Genomic DNA, 17,800 nt, shown 5'->3' on the forward strand with positions numbered 1-17,800 from the left:
CATAGGGGCTGCCGTGGGTTCCGCTTAGCGGATACCCTGGGAGGATTTCTCGATGACCTGCGCGGCTGTGTCCTTCTCGACGAAGCTCGGACCGGAGGCGACGTTCCCTGCCGGGATCGTGCCATAGCGGGCGTTGAGCGCGAGGAATGTCACCGGCAGGTACCCTTGCAGGTAGGGCTGCTGATCCACCGCGAACAAGGCCTTGCCGTCGGCGACCGCCTTGAGGAAGCCGGCCGAGAGGTCATAGGAAGCAACTTTCACCTTATCGGCAGCGCCCATCTTGTCGACGACGGCGACGGCACGCTCGCCGACGAGCGGAGCGGAAAGGCCGAGCACGACATCGACCGAGGGATCGGAGGTGAGTGCCGCCTGAATCTTGGATTCGATCTCGGCAGGATCGGCGGTGGTCGGCAGAACGGTTACCTTACCGCCTTCGAATCCCTTCTCAGTGCCGGCGCAACGCTGGTCGAGCGCCGCATTGCCAACCTCCTGGTTGACGCAGAGGACATGCTTGAGCCCGAGCGATTTCAGCTTTGCTCCGACTTTGATGCCCGCTGGCAGCTCGTCCTGGCCAACATGCAGCTTGATGCCGAGCTTTTCGGCGGCGGAGATGCCGGAGTTCATCGAGATGACGGGAATGCCGGCGGCGACCGCTTTCTCGATTGCCGGGCCAAGCGCATCCGGATCAGGATTGGAGACAATGATGCCGGCCGGGTTCTGGTTCACCGCAGCCTCGATGAGCTGCGCCATCGCCACCATGTCGAAGGTCTCCGGCGCGCGGTAGTCCACCTTCACATTGCTGTCCTTGCCCGCCTGCATCATGCCGTTCTTGACGATCGACCAGAACGGATCGGAAGCCTGGCCGTGCGTAACGGCGATAATGCTCGGCTGTTCCTGTGCGTTCGCGCCGACGGACCACGAGGCCGCGATCCCGACCACAACGACGCTATAGGCAAGCCTTTTCAAAATAGACTTCATGTTGTCCTCCTCCACACCGCCCACTCCAACGTGCGGCTAAAACGATTGCTACCGGGTGCAAAATCTTTGCTACCGGGTGCAAACAGGTGCATGATATTCGCGAATGAATTAAAATCAAGCAATCATTTCACCAGAATCGGAAAATGGAATTTTTGTTCCATTTTCTTCGGGAGGCGTAATGCGCAAGCGGGCGACTGCAAAGCAGGTGGCGGAAGCGGCCGGTGTTTCGAAATGGACTGTTATCCGAGCCTTCACACCCGGCGCGTCGATAACTGAGGAAAGCAAACGTAAGGTCTTGGAAACAGCGGCGGCACTCAACTATACGCCGAACCTTCTTGCCCGCAGTCTTGCCACTAACGCAACGCACCAGGTTGCCGTCTTCGTCGACGACTTTGCCAACCCGCAAAAGCTACCATTTCTGGAGACGCTCACCGAACGGCTGCAGGCGGCCGGATTGGTCGTCATGCTCATCAATATCAACAATCATTTCGACCATGTTCATGCCCTGCTCCATGCCGACCAACGACAGGTGGATGCCATCATCCTGTTCGGTACGGCGTTTCGCGATGAAACGTTGACGGATCATCAGCTCGGACGCGGCATGCCGCCCATGTTCGTTTTGGCGCGCGACAGCCAGATCGATGGGGTCCCGGCAGTGGTTTGCGATGCCGAACGGGCGCTCAAGGACATCGTGGATCACCTGCATGAACGCGGCTATCGGCGGCCGGGCTTCATGACCGGGGCAACCGTGCTTTCGACCGCGCTCCGGCGCCGGCAGCATTTTGCCGATTTCTGGGAGGAAAAGGGCGTGCGCGACATCGCGGTGCTGTCAGCGGAAAGATACAGCGCGCAGGCGGGAGCAGAGGCGGTTCGCCAGTATCTGAACAATACGAACGCGGCCGACCGCGTCGATGTCCTGATGTGCGAGAACGACATTCTTGCGATCGGGGCAATGGATGAAATGCGAGGGAAGTACGGCCTGAGAGTGCCGGAAGACATGGCGATAGTCGGCTTCGACAACTACGAACTCGGCGGATCCTCCGCCTATAGCCTCACCACATACGAGCAGCCGCGACACCAGATGGTCGAACTGATCGTCGGGATGATAACGGGACGCGTCGATGCGGAGACCGTTTCCCTGCCCGGCAAGCTCGTCATCCGGGGCTCCACATGATCCCCGATCTCAACGCCGATTGGCCCTCGATCACTCGAAGTTTCCACGAGATGCCGCAGTCACGCCTTCCAAAGCAGCCGTGCTGCATGCCTTCAATCATATCGGCGGGACCTTCGCCCAATGATCGCATCCGGGGTCTCCGAGCTTGCCAGGAGAAACACCTTGGCCAAGAAGAAGGATCAGTCGTCGCGCCCGCATGAACGAAGCTGACGCGCAGGCACATTCTTCAAGCTTGATTGGCTCCAATGACGCCGTCAGCTGATGCTGGACCTAAACGGACGAAGGAACCATGCCGAACCCTCTCCGTTCCCAGGGCACGTCCGTCGCCCCGTTTGCGGGGGCCGCAGGATGGGTCGAGACCAGTGGCTCGACCCCGGCAAGGATCAGGGTAAGGGGCAGTCGCTGGGCCCGAACCAGACAGCCATAGGGATGTCCCAAGCATCAGCAGCCCGTTCATATCCCGGATCACGTGCCCCTTGCCGACAGCCGCCCTCCATCAGCAAGCTCATCCGCGCGTTCGTTGCCGGCTATGCCGGAATGGCCCTTGCACCAGGCAATGGTTACCAGGGCATTCTGTGATAGTTGAAGATCGACCGCTTTCCAGAGTTCCGCATTGGCGATGGTCCGGCTTCGGGCGTTCCCATTCGGACCGCTTTTCTTCCAGCCGTTATTCTTCCAAATGTGCCGCCTGTCGTTGCAGCCTTTGACGGCATAGATCGAATCCGACCAGATGGTCGCGGCTTCGCCCGTTGCTTCGCTATTGATCCACATGACTGCCTGCAAGACGGCGGTCAATTCCATCGAATTATTGGCGGAATCACGCACACCGCCGAAGCTGGACGCGATTTCCGCCGCCTCGCGATAGACGACAAAGGCCCAGCCTCCGTGCCCGGAACAGGGGTCATAACAACCGTCCACGAAGACGTGGAGCCCGTGTTGAGCTTCCGGCACCCCGGCTGTCATTGCGGGGGAGCATAGCTCGTTGGAAATGACTGCCATTTTCGCCTTCGCTAAGCCCATTGCCCGAAGCGGACATTGGAATTGTACCTTCCGTTGTGTCAACTATTGATGTCAGCGACGCCGATGGTCTGGCAGCCGCTTCTGGCCTTGGCCCAAAGCAGGCATTGCTCTGAGCCAAAGGCTGAACGGTCTGGAGACGGCGACGTCAGTTGTTCGCAGATCGTTTGGGAGGCTCGGCCAGGTTGATCCGGTTGCCCTCACCGTCGAATATCTGAGCCACGCGCCCAAAGTCGCCTTCGATTTTGTTGGCGAGTTGCAAGCGCTGACGCGAAAGCCTTTCGAGCTCAACCTCGAGCTCGGGGACGACGATCGTTATGATCCCGTTGCCGGCGCGTTCGTCATCCTTCCAGACCTGCAGGCCGGCTCCGCCCATATTACGCCACTGAGCCATGCCCGGTATCGGTTTGCTATCTGCGGGACGTCCCATGAGCTTCTCATACCAGATGAGCGCCTCGTCAAAGTTGGAAACGGCGGCGGAGGCGAAGATGCTCTGGACAGTTATTGAAGTGGTGGTCATGTCGTACTCCTTGGTTGGACAAACGGATGTCGTGAAGGAGTGGTCGATTTCGACAGGCCGCGCAAAAAAGCTCGCATCAACACAAAACTTTTGAGCGCTGTTCTTCGAGGTGGCGTCGTTCTGCCTCCGACCAACACAATCCGATAGCGATCGTGAAAGCTTCCGCCGCCTCGACATGCCTGCCTAGATCGGCGCAAATCTGCGCGCGGGCCGTCCAATACGGCAGGTAGTCGGCCATTCGTGGATCGCGGGCAAGCGCATATATGTCATCAAAAGCCGCGTCTACCTGCCCTATCCGCATGAGGGCCACGCACCGATTGAGTGTCACGACAGGCGACGGGGCAATCCTGCCCAGCACGTCATAGAGAGAAACGACGGCCTGCCAGTTTGAGATACCGCTCAAACGGCGCGCGACATGAGCAGATTGGATGGCCGCCTCGATCTGGTAGCGGCCGGTCGGACCGTTTGCATTTGCTTCTCTGAGGAGTCCTTCGGCGAGGCGCAATTGCTTGCGATCCCAAAGTCCGACATCCTGGCTGTCCAGCGGTACGAATGCGCCATCGGGCCCCCTGCGGGATAATCGCCGCGCCTCTGCATAACGCATCAGCGCGAGAAGACCTTTCGGTTCCGGCTCTTGCGGAAGCAGGGATACGACCACGCTTGCAAGCCAGATTGCCTCTTGTCCGAGCGCTTCCGCCCCGTCGATGTCCATCCACCCGCTGGTATAGGCGGCATAGATGGAGGCGAGTACCGGCGGCAAGCGGTGCGACAGTTCCTCCTTCTCCGGCACAAGGAACGGAATTTTCTCATCTCTGATCCTCGCTTTGGCTCTTACAAGCCTCTGCCCCATGGCCCCAGGAGAGACGAGAAACCGTGCGCCGATATCTGCAGCGGTCAGGCCCAGCACGGTCTGGAGGATCAGCGGCGTTCGCGCCGAGACATCGATGCCAGGATGTGCGCAGGCAAACATGAGCGCCAGTCGCCTGTCCGCAATCTCCTCGTCCATTTCCGCCGCGGTCGAGAGTTCCTCGGTAATGAGAGCAAGATGATCGGCGCTCTTCGCCTTCACTTTGTGCCTGCGCCAGTCATCGAGCTTGCGCCTGCGGGCGATGGTCAACAGCCAGGCATCGGGGTTGTCGGGCACGCCATCGACAGGCCATTTTTCGAGAGCCGTGAGGAAAGCCGTCGCGAGCGCATCCTCGGCGGACGCGATATCACCCAACCGCCCGCCAAGATAAGCGACGAGTCGGCCGTAGCTCTCGCGCGCCACCCGCTCTGCTACACCTCGGGCAACGCTGGAACCAGAAACCGTCATTCCGCATATTCCGACGCGTCCCTGATGCGACGAACCTCAACGGTTCCCCAGGTCGCGGCAGGGCAGCGTGCCGCCCATTTGTTGGCCTCGTCCATATCGGCGACGTCGATGATAAAGTACCCACCGAACTGTTCGCGAACATCGGCATAAGGGCCGTCCAGAACGCTGACCTCGTTTCCTTGAACACGAACGAGATTGGCCTCAGAGGAGCTGACGAGCGCATTGCTCGAGACGAACGCAGCCGCCTTCTCCAGCGCTTGTTGATAGGCATACATCTGCCCCATGAAACGCGCCATGTCCTCGGGCGCTATGGAGTTCCCGGCAGTTTCGTCCGCATGCAGCATCAGCATGTAGCGCATTGCTTCATCCTCAGTGAAAGCCAATTCCCCACAGGAACGAGCGCCGAGAATAACAATTCGTGTGAAGAAGGGAACTGCTGTTGACGGCTGCAGTGTCCGCCTCCGGGTGCAATGCTGCGCCGACTTACCTGACGGAAGATTATCTGCGTCTTCTGGATAAAATCTCGAAAATGCGCTAGGAATTGATCCAAGCTTATTAAGAGAAACACGTTAAGAGACAAGGTACGGCGGATGGACGCCACCTTTGACCGATCGACACTTTCTCATTCCCGGACAACGCCGTGAAACGCCGAAACCTGTCTCTTGCTCTTGTGCTTGCGCTGGCATCGCCGGCCGCCGCACAGAGCAGCGCTATTTGCAACGACTTGCGCGGTCGCCTTGCCGACCTACCACGATCGATCGGCAACAATAACGGTCCGGAAGCCCGCCAATACGCCAGCGCAATCGCCGAGCAAAACCTCGAATTGCGCAAAGTCCGCAACGATCTGCGCAGCTATGGCTGCACCTCAGGCAGCATGGTCGTGATCGGCGGTGAGAATGCCGATTTTTGCGCCGAGCTTTCTGACGCCGAGGCCCGGATGATCGATAATATCCGCTATCTCCAGGACCGCCGCAACGAGCTGCGCAGCCAGGCCGGCGATGACGACGCGCGCCGAGAATTGACGGCGGCACTCGAACGCAATGGCTGCAACAGCGAAAATTTCTATACCCCGACAGAGCGCAGCGCCAGCGAGCCCGCCCCAAGCGTCGAGGAACAGGCGATGCGCACCGACACATTCATCCCGCTCGGCGGCGGTGAAGAGGCCGATCCGCGTTACGGCCTGCCGAGGACCGAAATGTTTTCGCCGGTCAGTACCATCTGCGTTCGCAGCTGCGACGGCGGCTTCTTCCCGATCAGTTCGAACACCACCTCGGTCGATTTCGGCCGCGATGCCCAGACCTGCGCCAAGATGTGCCCCGGCATCGAGACCGAGCTCTTTTATCGCGACGTGACCAGCACCGAAGCCTCGAACATGATTTCGGCCGCAACGGGTGCGCCCTATAGCGCCATGAAGAACGCCTTTGCCTACAAGAACCGCGCGCCTGGCGAAAAAAATTCCTGCGCCTGCAATCTCACCGCCTATTACGAGGAGATGCGCGGCAAGCAGGCCCTGAGCGAACCGCCGCAGCAGGGCTCGATCACGACGGTCCGCACCAATCCGCCGGCGAAAGATACCGCGGCAGCATCAGCCCCGCCGCAGCCATCCGTTCCCGAACGTCCCTACGACCCCACGCAGAACAAGGTCCGTCAGGTCGGCCCGCAATTCCTTGCCGGCGACCAGGGCTCGATCGACCTTGCCAATCCGGCAACGCCGGGCCCGCAACCACAACAGCAGTAATCGCTAAGGGTCGTTGCGTCCCCATCCATCATGGAACACGAGTTCCTCGAGCGGTAGCCGCTGCCGCCAACCTTTGACCGAGAGTTCCGGTTCATCATAAAGCCGGTCGACAAAGCCGGCACAGAGCCACGCGACCACCTCGATATGCTCGGGTATGCCGAGAATTGTTTTCAGGTCGCCTTCACGAAAGATGCTGACCCAGCCGATGCCGACCCCTTCGGCGCGGGCCGCAAGCCAGAGATTCTGGATTGCGCAAACGGTCGAATAGGAATCCATCCGCGGATTGTGCGTCCGTCCCAGCACCACGCTGCCGCCGCGGGTGGGATCGCAGGTCACGCATATGCCGAGCGACGCCTCCACGATGCCTTCGAGCTTCAGGGAGCGGTACGCCTGCCGCCGTTCGCCGTCGAACATCAGTGCCGCCTCTTCGTTGGCCTTTGCAAAAGCGTCCCGGACACGCGCGCGCACGGATTCGCTTTTCACCAGGATGAAGTTCCACGGCTGCATGAAGCCGACGGAGGGAGCGTGATGGGCGGCCATCAGAAGCCGCGCCACGACATCGTCCGGCAACGGATCGGGCAGGAACTGGCTGCGCACGTCGCGTCGGGTCAGGATCGCGTGATACACGGCCTCGCGTTCGGCCGGAGAAAAACCGGATGCCTCCGACAGGGCATCCTCAACAAAGGGTCGCATCGTCAAATCCCCAACAACGCAACCGCCCGCCGTCCGCGCGGGTTGGGTCTATCTTGCCAGGCCGGTCTTCTGACTTGGCGTCATCCGTCTGCCGCAGCCTTCCCGGCAAAAGCCAGTGGCATGATGAAGCGGCGGGCGTCGGCCTTACAGCGTTGGGCACGTTCCGGTCTTGCACCGGATTCCCGATTCTCCCGCGTGAAAGCGGGCACCTGACGAGGTATCTATTTCAGGAAAGCGCTTCGCGGGCAAGCGGAGGCAGCCGAGCCCGATGAGGCCGTTAGGCAAACAGCGATTTTTCCGCCTGACGTGCCGGTGAACAGGCGGCGGCTGGTCACGACCACGCTCGCAAACGCATTGGAGACTGCTGCACGCCCAAGCCCTCTTTCAGGCCGCAGATTCTGCGTGACAACGGAAGGCCGCCACGCTAAATACGCCGCATGTCGATCACTTCTGTCTACGCCTCGCGATTTTATTGGTACCGCTGCTCCCAGCGGATGCGGGCCCGTGCGTAACTGAATTCGACGCGACGACCACCCGAACAGCCGCTAGTCTACCTGGCGGCTTTTTTTGTTTCCGCACGGTATGACAAAACAGGAGCCACACCGTGCCCGATACCATTGATGATCTGCGTATCCTCGAAATCACCCCGCTGACCAAACCCGCAGATATCATCGCGGAAATCCCCCGAACCGTTGCCGTCAGCGAGACGGTGACCAGCAACCGTCATGCGATCCATCAGATCCTCGAGGGAGAAGACGACCGCCTGATCGTCGTCATCGGCCCCTGCTCCATCCACGATCCTGCTGCAGCACTCGAATATGCCGAGCGCTTAGCGGAACAGCGGCAGCGCCTCTCCAGCGATCTCGAAGTAGTCATGCGCGTCTATTTCGAAAAGCCCCGCACCACGGTCGGCTGGAAGGGTCTGATGAACGACCCGCATCTCGACGGCAGCTACCGCATCGAGGAAGGGCTTCGCATTGCCAGGCGCCTGCTGCTCGACATCAACGCAATGGGCCTGCCCGCTGGCGTTGAATTCCTCGAGACGATCACGCCGCAATACATTGCCGACCTTGTCAGCTGGGGTGCGATCGGCGCGCGTACGACCGAAAGCCAGATCCATCGCCAGCTCGCCTCCGGCCTCTCCTGCCCGATCGGCTTCAAGAACGGCACCGACGGCGGCGTCCGTGTCGCGCTCGACGCCATCCTGGCCGCATCGCAGCCGCATCACTTCCCGGCCGTCACCAAGGACGGACAGGCGGCAATCGCCTCGACAAAGGGCAATGAGGACTGCCACATCATTCTGCGCGGCGGCAAGCGGCCGAATTACGAGGCGGCCGATGTCGAAGCCGTCACAGCGGAATGCCTTAAACTCGGCGTCGCCCCGCGCATCCTCATCGACGCCAGCCATGCCAACAGCGGCAAAGACCCGATGAACCAGCCGCTCGTCGTCCATTCCGTGGCCTCGCAGATCGCCGCCGGAAACTATCATATCAAGGGCATGATGGTGGAAAGCAACCTCGTCGCCGGCCGCCAGGATCTCGTTCCCGGCAAGCCGCTGGTCTACGGCCAGTCTATCACCGATGGCTGCATCGACTGGAACATGTCGGTGACGGTATTGGAAGACCTGGCGAAAGCCGCTGGCGCGCGGCGCAAGGCGGCAGCGGCTTAATCAGCCGGGAAATAGCGCACATAAGCGAATTCTTCGCCATCAGGAGACCAGCAGGGCACATTGATCGTGCCCTGCCCACCGAAAAGTTCGAACAGCGTTTTCAGGTTGCCGCCATCCATGTCCATCAGCCGCAGCCGCACGTCGAGATCGCGCGGATGATCGAAAACCGAGGGGTCATAGGACAGGATCAGCACCTTGTCATTTTTCGGTGACGGATGGGCGAACCAATTGCCCTGATTGTCCGAGGTCACCTGCTCGAGGCCCGTGCCGTCGGGGTGGATACGCCAGATCTGCATCAGCCCGGTGCGGCTGGAATTGAAGTAGATCCATTGTCCGTCGGCCGAATAATCCGGTCCATCGTTGCGGCCTTCGCCATGCGTCAGCCGCGTCTCGGCGCCGCCGTCAACGGAAATGGTATAGATGTCAAAGAGATCGTCGCGGATGCCGCAATAAGCGAGCTGACGCCCGTCCGGCGACCAACCATGCCAGTAGGAGGGGTGGTTTTCAGTGACGAGCCGCGGCGTGCCGCCTTCGATCGGCAGGATATAAATGGCCGACTTGCCGAATTCGGTCTTGTCCGAGATGACGATTTCGGTGCCATCAGGTGAAATGCCGTGATCATTGTTGCAATTGACGGCAAAGCCCGTATCGACCCTGACCACCTCGCCGCCATCGAGCGGCAGCCGGAAGAGCAGCCCGTCGCCGTTGAGCAGCAGGTAGGAACCATCAGGCGAGAAGTTCGGCGCTTCCACCAGCCTGTCCGTTTGCCAGACCTCGCGAGCCCTGCCCGTCCCGACATTGTAGATCTCGACCGAGCTGCGCATATTGCCTCCCTGACATGTCGATTGGGTCAGCGATCCCGGAATCGATTGGTAATCGGATAGCGCCGGTCGCGGCCGAAATTCTTCTTGGTAATCTTCACGCCCGGCGCCGATTGCCGGCGCTTATATTCGGCGAGATAGAGCAGATGCTCGACCCGGTGAACGGTCGCTACGTCATGGCCGCGCGCGACGATCTCCTCAACAGCCATTTCCTTCTCCACCAGGCACTCGAGAATATCGTCGAGAACGGGATAAGGCGGCAGCGAATCCTGATCCTTTTGATCGGGACGCAGCTCGGCCGATGGTGCCTTGTCGATGATATTCTGCGGAATCACTTCACCCGACGGGCCTAGCGCGCCCGGCGGCACATTCTCGTTGCGCCAGCGGGCTAGCGCATAGACCTGCATCTTGTAGAGGTCCTTGATCGGATTGAAGCCGCCGTTCATGTCGCCATACAGCGTGGCGTAGCCGACCGACATTTCCGACTTGTTGCCCGTCGTCACCACCATCGCGCCGAACTTGTTGGAGATCGCCATCAGGATGACGCCGCGCGCGCGGCTCTGCAAGTTCTCCTCGGTGATTCCGCTCTCCGTACCCTCGAAGAGGTTGGACAGCGCGCTGCTGAAGCCGGTCACCGGCTGCTCGATCGGTACGATGTCATAGCGGCAGCCGAGCGCCTTGGCGCAGTCGGCTGCATCCTTCAGTGAATCTTCCGAGGTGTAACGATAGGGCAGCATCACCGTTCGCACCCGCTCCTCTCCGAGAGCATCGACCGCGATCGCTGTGCAGATCGCCGAGTCGATGCCGCCGGAAAGGCCGAGAACGACGGTTTTGAAGCCATTTTTATTGACGTAGTCGCGGAAGCCGAGCAGGCAGGCGCGATAATCGGCCTCCTCACCCTCGGGGATAGGCGCCATCGGCCCTTCGGCGCAGTGCCAGCCGGCTTCCCCACGTTTCCATGTCGTCACTGCAAGCGCTGTCTCGAACTGGCTCATCTGGAAGGCGAGCGATTTGTCGGCGTTGAAGGCGAAGCTCGCCCCGTCGAACACGAGCTCGTCCTGCCCTCCGAGTTGGGCGGCATAGATCAGCGGCAGGCCGGTCTCGATCACCTGCTTCAGTACCACCTGGCGACGGATATCGACCTTGCCGCGATAATAGGGGGACCCGTTCGGCGACAGCAGGATCTCCGCCCCGCTTTCGGCCAGCGTCTCGCAAACGCCGAGATCACCCCAGATATCTTCGCAGATTGGAATGCCGAGCCGCACGCCGCGGAAATTCACCGGCCCCGGCATGGCCCCCTGCACGAAAACCCGCTTCTCGTCGAACTCGCCGTAATTCGGTAGATCGACCTTGTCGCGCACCGCGACGACCTTGCCGCCGTCAAGCACGGCGACGGAATTATAACGCCCCCTCTCGTCCTGCCTGGGGAATCCGATGACGACGCCCGGCCCACCATCGGCGGTGTCCGCCGCAAGGCTTTCCACCGCCTTCCAGCAGGCGCGGATGAAGGCCGGCTTCAGCACCAGGTCCTCCGGCGGATAGCCGGAGATGAAAAGCTCGGTCAACACGAGCAGATGCGCGCCCTCTCGGCCTGCATCAGCGCGTGCTTCACGTGCCTTGGCAAGATTGCCGGCGACATCACCGACCGTGGGATTGAGCTGGCCGATAGCAATGCGGAAGATATCGGAGAGAGCGTTTTCCTGTGTCATGTCATTTGTTTAGCCTGCGGCTCCCGTTACCGCAACACGTTCGCGACCAAAGCGTTGCACCGAGCTCACGAATTTTTCGTGAACAGGCGCGCTGGAGGCTTACGGCACCGATGCATTGCAATTTACCGGCGGAGCGGAATACTGACGCACGAAAGCGGCAGCATCGTTAACGGTCATCGGAAACAGGCCATGAATAATTTTTCGAACTTCGTGCACCATCATTTCGACAAACCGGCCGACGAACTCGGCGACACGGAAAAGCGCGTGCTGGCGAAAGCGCACGAGCGCAAGATCATCTCGACCGATGTCAACGCCGCCTTTTCTGCCGAGGCCTCTTTTGGAGAACGCATCGCCGACAGCATCGCCCGTGTCGGCGGCTCATGGTCCTTCATCCTCGGCTTCCTGGCCTTCCTCGTCGTCTGGACGATAATCAACACCATCGTTTTGGCGAGTGGCGCTTTCGATCCCTATCCGTTCGTCTTCCTGAACCTGATCTTGTCGATGCTCGCCGCCATCCAGGCGCCGATCATCATGATGTCGCAGAATCGTCAGGCTGAGCGCGACCGCTTCGAGGCAGCCAAGGATTACGAAGTCAATCTCAAAGCCGAACTCGAAGTGCTCTCCCTGCACCAGAAGATCGATATGCGCGTCCTGACCGAGCTGACGGCGCTGCGCGAAGACGTCGCTCGTCTCAACGCCGCGCTCGCAGCCAAGACCTGACGCGGGGCATCCTCAAATCAACGGGGCGGATACCTGTCATATTGCGGCAGACCATCTGATATCTCGTAGAAATCCCCCTTGTCGATGCAATAAATGTGATGGCTGAAGGCTAGGTCGCTCGGTTCGTCGAAAGCGCCTGCCAGGACCGAAACCTCCACCGCTTCATCCCCCTGCCAAAACAGCGCGGAGCCGCAATTGGCGCAGAAGCCGCGTTGCGCCTCACCGCTTGACCGATACCAGCGGACGGCGCCGGGATTCTCCACCGAAAGCGCCACGCGCGGCACGTTGACCGCGGCATAATAGAGTCCCGTCTGCCGGCGGCATTGGGAACAGTGGCAACCGACGACAGGCCCTGGCTTTGCCCGAATTGAAAATCGCACGGCGCCGCAAAGACAACCGCCTGTATGGTATTCGCTCATGATCGCTCTCCCCTCGCTCCTGGAGAAACTTGCGGCCACGAGACCTCGTCGTCAAATCCATTCCCCTGAACGAATGATCAGAAATCTTGAAGCGTTCACGGGTGGCGGCGGCCCTCGGATGTTGCCCGTTGACAACACCCGCCGATCTCCTCTCGTCACCGCGTTGAACCGGACGTTATTCTCGGTGATACTAAAGGCTCAATTTATTCAACCGCCGGGAGACTGACATGAGAGCGACCCTGTCCAGACAGAAAGGAAACATCGCCCACAAGGACATTCTGCTTCATGCACACGCCATTCTCTCGCGCGAGGAAAAGCTCGCGACGCCATAACCTCTTTCTGAACTTCTTCCGCGACTATTCGAGCGCCACTGAACGCGAGCAGCGCTGGTCGCGCATGCGCAAGTTCATCTCCTATTACCGCCCGCATCTGCCTTTGCTGCTGGCGGATCTGCTTTGCGCCATACTCGTGGCCGGCACCGCCGTGGCATTGCCCCTCTGCGCCAACATCGTCACGAGCCGGCTTCTGGCTCTGCCTGATGCCCCCGAGGCCTTCGCGCAGATCCTTGCCATGGGCGGTGTGATGCTGGCCGTTCTCGCTGTCCAGATAGCGGCGATTTTCTTCGTCGATTATCGCGGCCATGTCATGGGCGCCCGCATCGAAGCGACGGTGCGGCAGGAACTCTTCGAGCATTGCCAGAAGCTGTCCTTCAGCTTCTATGATCGCCAGCGCACCGGGCAATTGATGAGCCGCATCACCAACGATTCCCTCTGGCTGGGCGAGCTGTTTCACCACGGCCCCGAGGATCTCGCCATCGCCGTTCTGAAATATGGCGGCGCCATGCTGGTCCTGTTCTTCATCGACCCATTGCTGGCGACCCTCATTCTGCTGCTCACCCCGGTGGCGGTGGCCTATGCACTCTATTTCAACCGGCGCATGAACCATGCGCTCGAAGCCAGCAAGCGGCAGATCGCCGCCGTCAACGAGCGCGTCGAGGATGCGCTCGCGGGCATCCGTGTCGTCCAGTCCTTCGCCAACGAGGCGCTGGAAAGGCAGCGTTTCGCTGCGCAGAACCAGCGTTTCCTGCAAAGCCGCGCCGAGGGCTACCGCAGCGAGGCTTGGTTTTCCGTCGGCACCGAAACCTTCGCCCAGCTCGTCACCATATTGGTGATCATCGCAGGAGGCCTGCGCATCCTGACGGCAGACCTGACCGTCCCGGATATGCTGACCTTCCTGCTCTGCGTCGGCGTGCTGGTCGATCCCGTGCAGCGGCTCGCGAATTTCGTGCGCCTCTGGCAGGAGGGATATACCGGCTTCATCAGGGCCATGGAAATCCTCGAGATCGATCCCGATATCACCGATCGGCCGAATGCGCGTCCGATGCCGGCGCCGAGAGGCGAGATCAGCTTTTCCGACGTCGCCTTCGGCTACGAAGCCGATGGTCCGAGGGTGCTGGAGCGGCTTTCCCTCACCATCGCCCCCGGAGAGTTTGTCGCCCTGGTCGGCCCTTCGGGAGTGGGCAAGAGCACGCTTTGCGCGCTGATACCACGCTTCTACGATGTTGAGGCGGGCGCAATTCGCATCGACGGAAGCGATATCCGCGACATCACGCTGGCGTCACTGCGGCGCCATGTCGGGGTGGTGCAGCAGGATGTCTATCTCTTTGCCGGCACTGTTGCGGAAAACCTGCGCTACGGCAGGCCGGACGCGACCGATGCCGAGCTCGAAGCGGCGGCCCGCGCCGCCAATGCGCATGATTTCATCATGGGCCTGCCCAATGGCTATGACACCGACATCGGCCAGCGCGGCGTCAAGCTCTCCGGCGGCCAGCGCCAGCGCATCACCATCGCCCGCGCCTTCCTGAAAGATCCGGAAATCCTGATCTTCGACGAGGCGACCAGCGCGCTCGACAATGAGAGCGAACGGGCGGTGCAGCAGGCGCTCCTGAGCTTGGCGAACGGCCGCACCACCCTGGTCATCGCCCACCGCCTCTCGACGGTCCGCCATGCCGACCGCATCCTGGTCCTGACGGGCGATGGCATCGTTGAACAGGGAACACATGACGCGCTCATGGCGCAAGGCGGCGTCTACGCCAACCTGCACAGCGTTCAGGCGAGTATCTGAAAAGCAATAAAAAACCCGGCGTCACGCCGGGTTTTTGTCATCCGTTTCGGCCTGTCCTCAGCCGTTGGCGACCATGCGCTTCTCGTCGCGGCCGCCCTTCATGCGCTCGGCAAGCAGGAAGGCGAGCTCGAGCGCCTGGTCGGAGTTGAGGCGCGGATCGCAGTGCGTGTGATAGCGGTCCTGCAGGTCGTCGGCGGTGACTGCGCGAGCACCGCCGGTGCATTCTGTCACGTCCTTGCCGGTCATTTCGACATGGATGCCGCCGGGATGCGTGCCTTCGGCGCGGTGGATCTGGAAGAAGCTTTCGACTTCCGACAAAATCCGTTCGAAGGGACGGGTCTTGTAGTTGTTGAGCGTGATCGTGTTGCCGTGCATGGGATCGCAGGACCAGACGACCTTGCGGCCCTCACGCTCGACAGCGCGAATGAGACGCGGCAGATTTTCGGCGACTTTTTCATGACCGAAGCGGCAGATCAGCGTCAGGCGGCCAGCTTCATTGCCCGGATTCAGGATGTCGATCAGTTGCAGCAGATCGTCGGCCTGTAGCGATGGGCCGCATTTCAGGCCGATCGGGTTCTTGATGCCGCGGCAATATTCGACATGCGCATGGTCGGCCTGGCGCGTGCGGTCGCCGATCCAGATCATGTGGCCTGACGTGGCATACCAGTCGCCGGAGGTGGAATCGATGCGGGTCAGTGCCTCCTCATAGCCGAGCAGCAGCGCTTCATGGCTGGTGAAGAAATCGGTCTCGCGCAGGCTCGGATGGTTTTCCGAGGTGATGCCGATCGCCTTCATGAAATCCATGGTTTCGCTGATGCGGTCGGCAAGCTTGCGGTAACGCTCGCCCTGCGGGCTGTCCTTGACGAAGCCGAGCATCCACTGATGCACGTTTTCGAGATTGGCGTAACCGCCCATCGCGAAGGCACGCAGAAGGTTCAGCGTCGCGGCCGACTGGCGATAGGCCATGGCTTGGCGTTCCGGGTTCGGAATGCGCGACTCCTCGGTGAATTCGATGCCGTTGATGATGTCGCCGCGATAGGCGGGCAGTGTCACGTCGCCTTGCTTCTCGACGTTCGACGAGCGCGGCTTTGCGAACTGGCCGGCGATGCGGCCGACCTTGACGACCGGCAGCTGCGCGCCGAAGGTCAGCACCACAGCCATCTGCAGGAAGGCGCGGAAGAAATCACGGATATTGTCAGCGCCGTGTTCGGCGAAGCTCTCGGCGCAGTCGCCGCCCTGCAGCAGGAAACCGTTGCCTTCGGCCACATTGGCGAGATGCTTCTTCAGGCGGCGCGCTTCGCCTGCGAAGACGAGCGGCGGATAGCTGGCGAGCTGGGCCTCCGTCGCCGCCAAAGCAGCTGCGTCGGGATATTCGGGAACCTGCAGTATCGGTTTCTGCCGCCAGCTGCTCGGGGTCCAGTTCTCTGCCATTTCACTAACCTCACTCACATCCATTCCTCGGATGCCCTGTCTTAATATTCGGCGGCTTATAGACCTTTAGATCAAGCTTGCAAAGGCCAATCACCGGAAGCTTTAAACCAGCATATACCATGTCGATTTCCCCATATTTCAGACTTTGCATGTAGAAGCTGAAGGAGTTTCAACATCGGGGACATGTCATGGCGATCCTTTCGCCCGGCTTCATATTGGACCGCTCGGGTAATTTCGGCATCATGACGGCATTGCTGATGGTGCCGCTCGTGGGTGCGGCCGGCATGGCGGTGGATGTGGCCCACGCACTGAGCCTGAGAACGCAGCTCTACGCCGCCGCCGATGCTGCGGCCGTCGGTTCGATCGCCGAAAAATCGGGCGCAGTCGCCGCCGCAATGACAATGAGCGGCAACGGCACGGTCTCGCTTGGCAAAACCGACGCTCGTAACATCTTCATGTCCCAGACGTCGGGTGAGCTGACCGACATTCATATCGATCTCGGCATCGACGTCACCAAGACCGCCAATAAGCTGAACTCGCAGGTTTCCTTCACCGCGACCGTGCCGACGACCTTCATGCGCATTTTTGGCCGGGATTCGATCACCATCTCCGGCACGGCGACAGCCGAATACCAGACTGCCGCCTTCATGGATTTCTACATCCTCCTCGACAACACGCCTTCCATGGGCGTCGGCGCGACCGCAACCGACGTTTCGAAGCTGCAAGCCAAGACCGGCTGCGCTTTTGCCTGTCACCAGATGGACCAGAGCACCAACAACTACACCATAGCCAAGAGCCTCGGCGTAACCATGCGTATCGACGTGGTTCGCCAGGCAACTCAGGCGCTGACCGATACGGCCAAGGCCGAGCGCGTCAGCAGCGATCAGTTTCGGATGGGTGTCTACACTTTCGGCACCAAGGCCGAGGACGCGAAGCTGACGACGATTTCCGGCCTTACCTCCGACCTGACAAAGGTCAAGAATTATACCGACGCGGTCGACCTGATGACAATTCCTTACCAGAATTACAACAGTGACCAGCTCACGAGCTTCGACAGCGCGATGACGCAGATCAACACGATCATAGACCCTGCGGGCGACGGAACCTCGAATATCAGCCCTGAAAAAATCCTGTTTTTCGTCGCCGACGGCGTCGGCGACAGCTACAAGCCCTCGACATGTACCAAAAAGACGACCGGCGGTCGCTGCCAGGAGCCGATCGACACGAGTTTCTGCAAGCCGCTGAAGGACCGCGGCGTCAAGATCGCCGTGCTCTATACGACTTACCTGCCGCTGCCCAGCAACAACTGGTACAACACCTGGATCAAGCCCTTCCAGAGCGAGATACCGACGAAAATGCAGGCCTGCGCCTCACCCGGCCTTTATTTCGAAGTCACGCCGACCGACGGCATTGCCGACGCGATGAAAGCACTTTTCCTCAAAGTCATCCGCGCGCCGCGCATCACCAGTTGA

General features: G+C 60.5%; 16 protein-coding genes and 1 riboswitch. Of the genes, 6 read left to right on the forward strand and 10 right to left on the reverse strand.

The features are described from left to right. Positions 1 to 24: 24 nt before the first annotated feature. The gene (locus tag Tal182_RS12780) at positions 25 to 978 is read right to left on the reverse strand and encodes a sugar ABC transporter substrate-binding protein (RefSeq protein WP_085859648.1); all 954 of its coding nucleotides are present in this window, start codon (positions 976 to 978) and stop codon (positions 25 to 27) included. Between the two features lie 178 nt (positions 979 to 1,156). On the opposite strand from Tal182_RS12780, the gene Tal182_RS12785 reads away from it, so the two are divergent. Continuing rightward, a complete protein-coding gene (locus Tal182_RS12785; protein WP_085859649.1) occupies positions 1,157 to 2,152 on the forward strand; it encodes a LacI family DNA-binding transcriptional regulator in 996 nt (331 codons plus the stop codon). A 465-nt stretch (positions 2,153 to 2,617) separates the two neighbouring features. Here the strand turns inward: Tal182_RS12785 and Tal182_RS12790 are convergent, their stop codons facing one another. From Tal182_RS12790 to Tal182_RS12805, 4 genes are all read right to left on the reverse strand, one after another. Next, positions 2,618 to 3,151 carry a ribonuclease H gene (locus tag Tal182_RS12790; RefSeq protein WP_085860922.1) on the reverse strand — a complete coding sequence of 178 codons (534 nt, stop codon included), beginning with the start codon at positions 3,149 to 3,151 and terminating at the stop codon, positions 2,618 to 2,620. Between the two features lie 166 nt (positions 3,152 to 3,317). Further along, positions 3,318 to 3,689 carry a hypothetical protein gene (locus Tal182_RS12795; protein ID WP_085859650.1) on the reverse strand — a complete coding sequence of 124 codons (372 nt, stop codon included), beginning with the start codon at positions 3,687 to 3,689 and terminating at the stop codon, positions 3,318 to 3,320. A gap of 76 nt (positions 3,690 to 3,765) precedes the next feature. Beyond that, positions 3,766 to 5,004: a DUF6596 domain-containing protein gene (locus tag Tal182_RS12800; protein ID WP_085859651.1), complete on the reverse strand. Its 1,239-nt coding sequence runs from the start codon at positions 5,002 to 5,004 to the stop codon at positions 3,766 to 3,768. After that, positions 5,001 to 5,363 (reverse strand): YciI family protein, encoded by a 363-nt coding sequence (locus Tal182_RS12805; protein ID WP_085859652.1) that lies wholly within the window; start codon positions 5,361 to 5,363, stop codon positions 5,001 to 5,003. The genes Tal182_RS12800 and Tal182_RS12805 overlap by 4 nt, the downstream gene beginning before the upstream one ends. Before the next feature lie 281 nt (positions 5,364 to 5,644). On the opposite strand from Tal182_RS12805, the gene Tal182_RS12810 reads away from it, so the two are divergent. Continuing rightward, complete coding sequence (locus tag Tal182_RS12810; protein ID WP_085859653.1) at positions 5,645 to 6,742, forward strand: DUF2865 domain-containing protein; 1,098 nt, start codon at positions 5,645 to 5,647, stop codon at positions 6,740 to 6,742. Between the two features lie 3 nt (positions 6,743 to 6,745). Here the strand turns inward: Tal182_RS12810 and bluB are convergent, their stop codons facing one another. Then, positions 6,746 to 7,435, reverse strand: a complete 690-nt coding sequence (gene bluB, locus Tal182_RS12815) for a 5,6-dimethylbenzimidazole synthase (RefSeq protein ID WP_085859654.1) — start codon at positions 7,433 to 7,435, stop codon at positions 6,746 to 6,748. 41 nt (positions 7,436 to 7,476) lie between these two features. Next, positions 7,477 to 7,663, reverse strand: a riboswitch (cobalamin riboswitch). Between the two features lie 376 nt (positions 7,664 to 8,039). Here bluB and Tal182_RS12820 point away from each other — a divergent pair. After that, entirely contained in the window at positions 8,040 to 9,104 is a 1,065-nt protein-coding gene (locus tag Tal182_RS12820) for a 3-deoxy-7-phosphoheptulonate synthase (RefSeq protein ID WP_085859655.1), read from the forward strand. On the opposite strand, the gene Tal182_RS12825 is transcribed toward Tal182_RS12820, so the two are convergent. Together Tal182_RS12825 and Tal182_RS12830 are read right to left on the reverse strand one after the other, a co-directional pair. Then, positions 9,101 to 9,928 (reverse strand): TolB family protein, encoded by an 828-nt coding sequence (locus Tal182_RS12825; RefSeq protein ID WP_064810511.1) that lies wholly within the window; start codon positions 9,926 to 9,928, stop codon positions 9,101 to 9,103. The genes Tal182_RS12820 and Tal182_RS12825 overlap by 4 nt on opposite strands. Before the next feature lie 26 nt (positions 9,929 to 9,954). After that, positions 9,955 to 11,634, reverse strand: coding sequence for an NAD+ synthase (locus tag Tal182_RS12830; protein WP_085859656.1), 1,680 nt, complete (start codon positions 11,632 to 11,634; stop codon positions 9,955 to 9,957). A 189-nt stretch (positions 11,635 to 11,823) separates the two neighbouring features. Here Tal182_RS12830 and Tal182_RS12835 point away from each other — a divergent pair, with 189 nt between their 5' ends. After that, positions 11,824 to 12,354: a DUF1003 domain-containing protein gene (locus tag Tal182_RS12835; protein ID WP_064803015.1), complete on the forward strand. Its 531-nt coding sequence runs from the start codon at positions 11,824 to 11,826 to the stop codon at positions 12,352 to 12,354. A 17-nt stretch (positions 12,355 to 12,371) separates the two neighbouring features. Here Tal182_RS12835 and Tal182_RS12840 read toward each other — a convergent pair whose 3' ends face one another. Next, entirely contained in the window at positions 12,372 to 12,773 is a 402-nt protein-coding gene (locus tag Tal182_RS12840; protein WP_085859657.1) for a GFA family protein, read from the reverse strand. A 285-nt stretch (positions 12,774 to 13,058) separates the two neighbouring features. Between Tal182_RS12840 and Tal182_RS12845 the strand changes: the two genes are divergently transcribed. After that, positions 13,059 to 14,897, forward strand: coding sequence for an ABC transporter ATP-binding protein (locus Tal182_RS12845; RefSeq protein WP_085859658.1), 1,839 nt, complete (start codon positions 13,059 to 13,061; stop codon positions 14,895 to 14,897). 57 nt (positions 14,898 to 14,954) lie between these two features. Here Tal182_RS12845 and Tal182_RS12850 read toward each other — a convergent pair whose 3' ends face one another. After that, the gene (locus tag Tal182_RS12850) at positions 14,955 to 16,328 is read right to left on the reverse strand and encodes a 3-deoxy-7-phosphoheptulonate synthase class II (protein ID WP_085859659.1); all 1,374 of its coding nucleotides are present in this window, start codon (positions 16,326 to 16,328) and stop codon (positions 14,955 to 14,957) included. A 188-nt stretch (positions 16,329 to 16,516) separates the two neighbouring features. On the opposite strand from Tal182_RS12850, the gene Tal182_RS12855 reads away from it, so the two are divergent. Continuing rightward, a complete protein-coding gene (locus Tal182_RS12855; protein ID WP_064810515.1) occupies positions 16,517 to 17,800 on the forward strand; it encodes a pilus assembly protein TadG-related protein in 1,284 nt (427 codons plus the stop codon).

Origin of the sequence: Rhizobium sp. TAL182 (genome assembly GCF_002117725.1) — a bacterium.
Taxonomy (GTDB): domain Bacteria; phylum Pseudomonadota; class Alphaproteobacteria; order Rhizobiales; family Rhizobiaceae; genus Rhizobium; species Rhizobium esperanzae.

Bases quoted from the DNA above. Each gene is read 5' to 3' on its own strand.
- Tal182_RS12780 (WP_085859648.1), bottom strand. From the start codon at position 978: ATGAAGTCTATTTTGAAAAGGCTTGCCTATAGCGTCGTTGTGGTCGGG.
- Tal182_RS12785 (WP_085859649.1), top strand. From the start codon at position 1,157: ATGCGCAAGCGGGCGACTGCAAAGCAGGTGGCGGAAGCGGCCGGTGTT.
- Tal182_RS12790 (WP_085860922.1), bottom strand. From the start codon at position 3,151: ATGGCAGTCATTTCCAACGAGCTATGCTCCCCCGCAATGACAGCCGGG.
- Tal182_RS12795 (WP_085859650.1), bottom strand. From the start codon at position 3,689: ATGACCACCACTTCAATAACTGTCCAGAGCATCTTCGCCTCCGCCGCC.
- Tal182_RS12800 (WP_085859651.1), bottom strand. From the start codon at position 5,004: ATGACGGTTTCTGGTTCCAGCGTTGCCCGAGGTGTAGCAGAGCGGGTG.
- Tal182_RS12805 (WP_085859652.1), bottom strand. From the start codon at position 5,363: ATGCGCTACATGCTGATGCTGCATGCGGACGAAACTGCCGGGAACTCC.
- bluB (WP_085859654.1), bottom strand. From the start codon at position 7,435: ATGCGACCCTTTGTTGAGGATGCCCTGTCGGAGGCATCCGGTTTTTCT.
- Tal182_RS12825 (WP_064810511.1), bottom strand. From the start codon at position 9,928: ATGCGCAGCTCGGTCGAGATCTACAATGTCGGGACGGGCAGGGCTCGC.
- Tal182_RS12830 (WP_085859656.1), bottom strand. From the start codon at position 11,634: ATGACACAGGAAAACGCTCTCTCCGATATCTTCCGCATTGCTATCGGC.
- Tal182_RS12835 (WP_064803015.1), top strand. From the start codon at position 11,824: ATGAATAATTTTTCGAACTTCGTGCACCATCATTTCGACAAACCGGCC.
- Tal182_RS12840 (WP_085859657.1), bottom strand. From the start codon at position 12,773: ATGAGCGAATACCATACAGGCGGTTGTCTTTGCGGCGCCGTGCGATTT.
- Tal182_RS12845 (WP_085859658.1), top strand. From the start codon at position 13,059: ATGCACACGCCATTCTCTCGCGCGAGGAAAAGCTCGCGACGCCATAAC.
- Tal182_RS12850 (WP_085859659.1), bottom strand. From the start codon at position 16,328: ATGGCAGAGAACTGGACCCCGAGCAGCTGGCGGCAGAAACCGATACTG.
- Tal182_RS12855 (WP_064810515.1), top strand. From the start codon at position 16,517: ATGGCGATCCTTTCGCCCGGCTTCATATTGGACCGCTCGGGTAATTTC.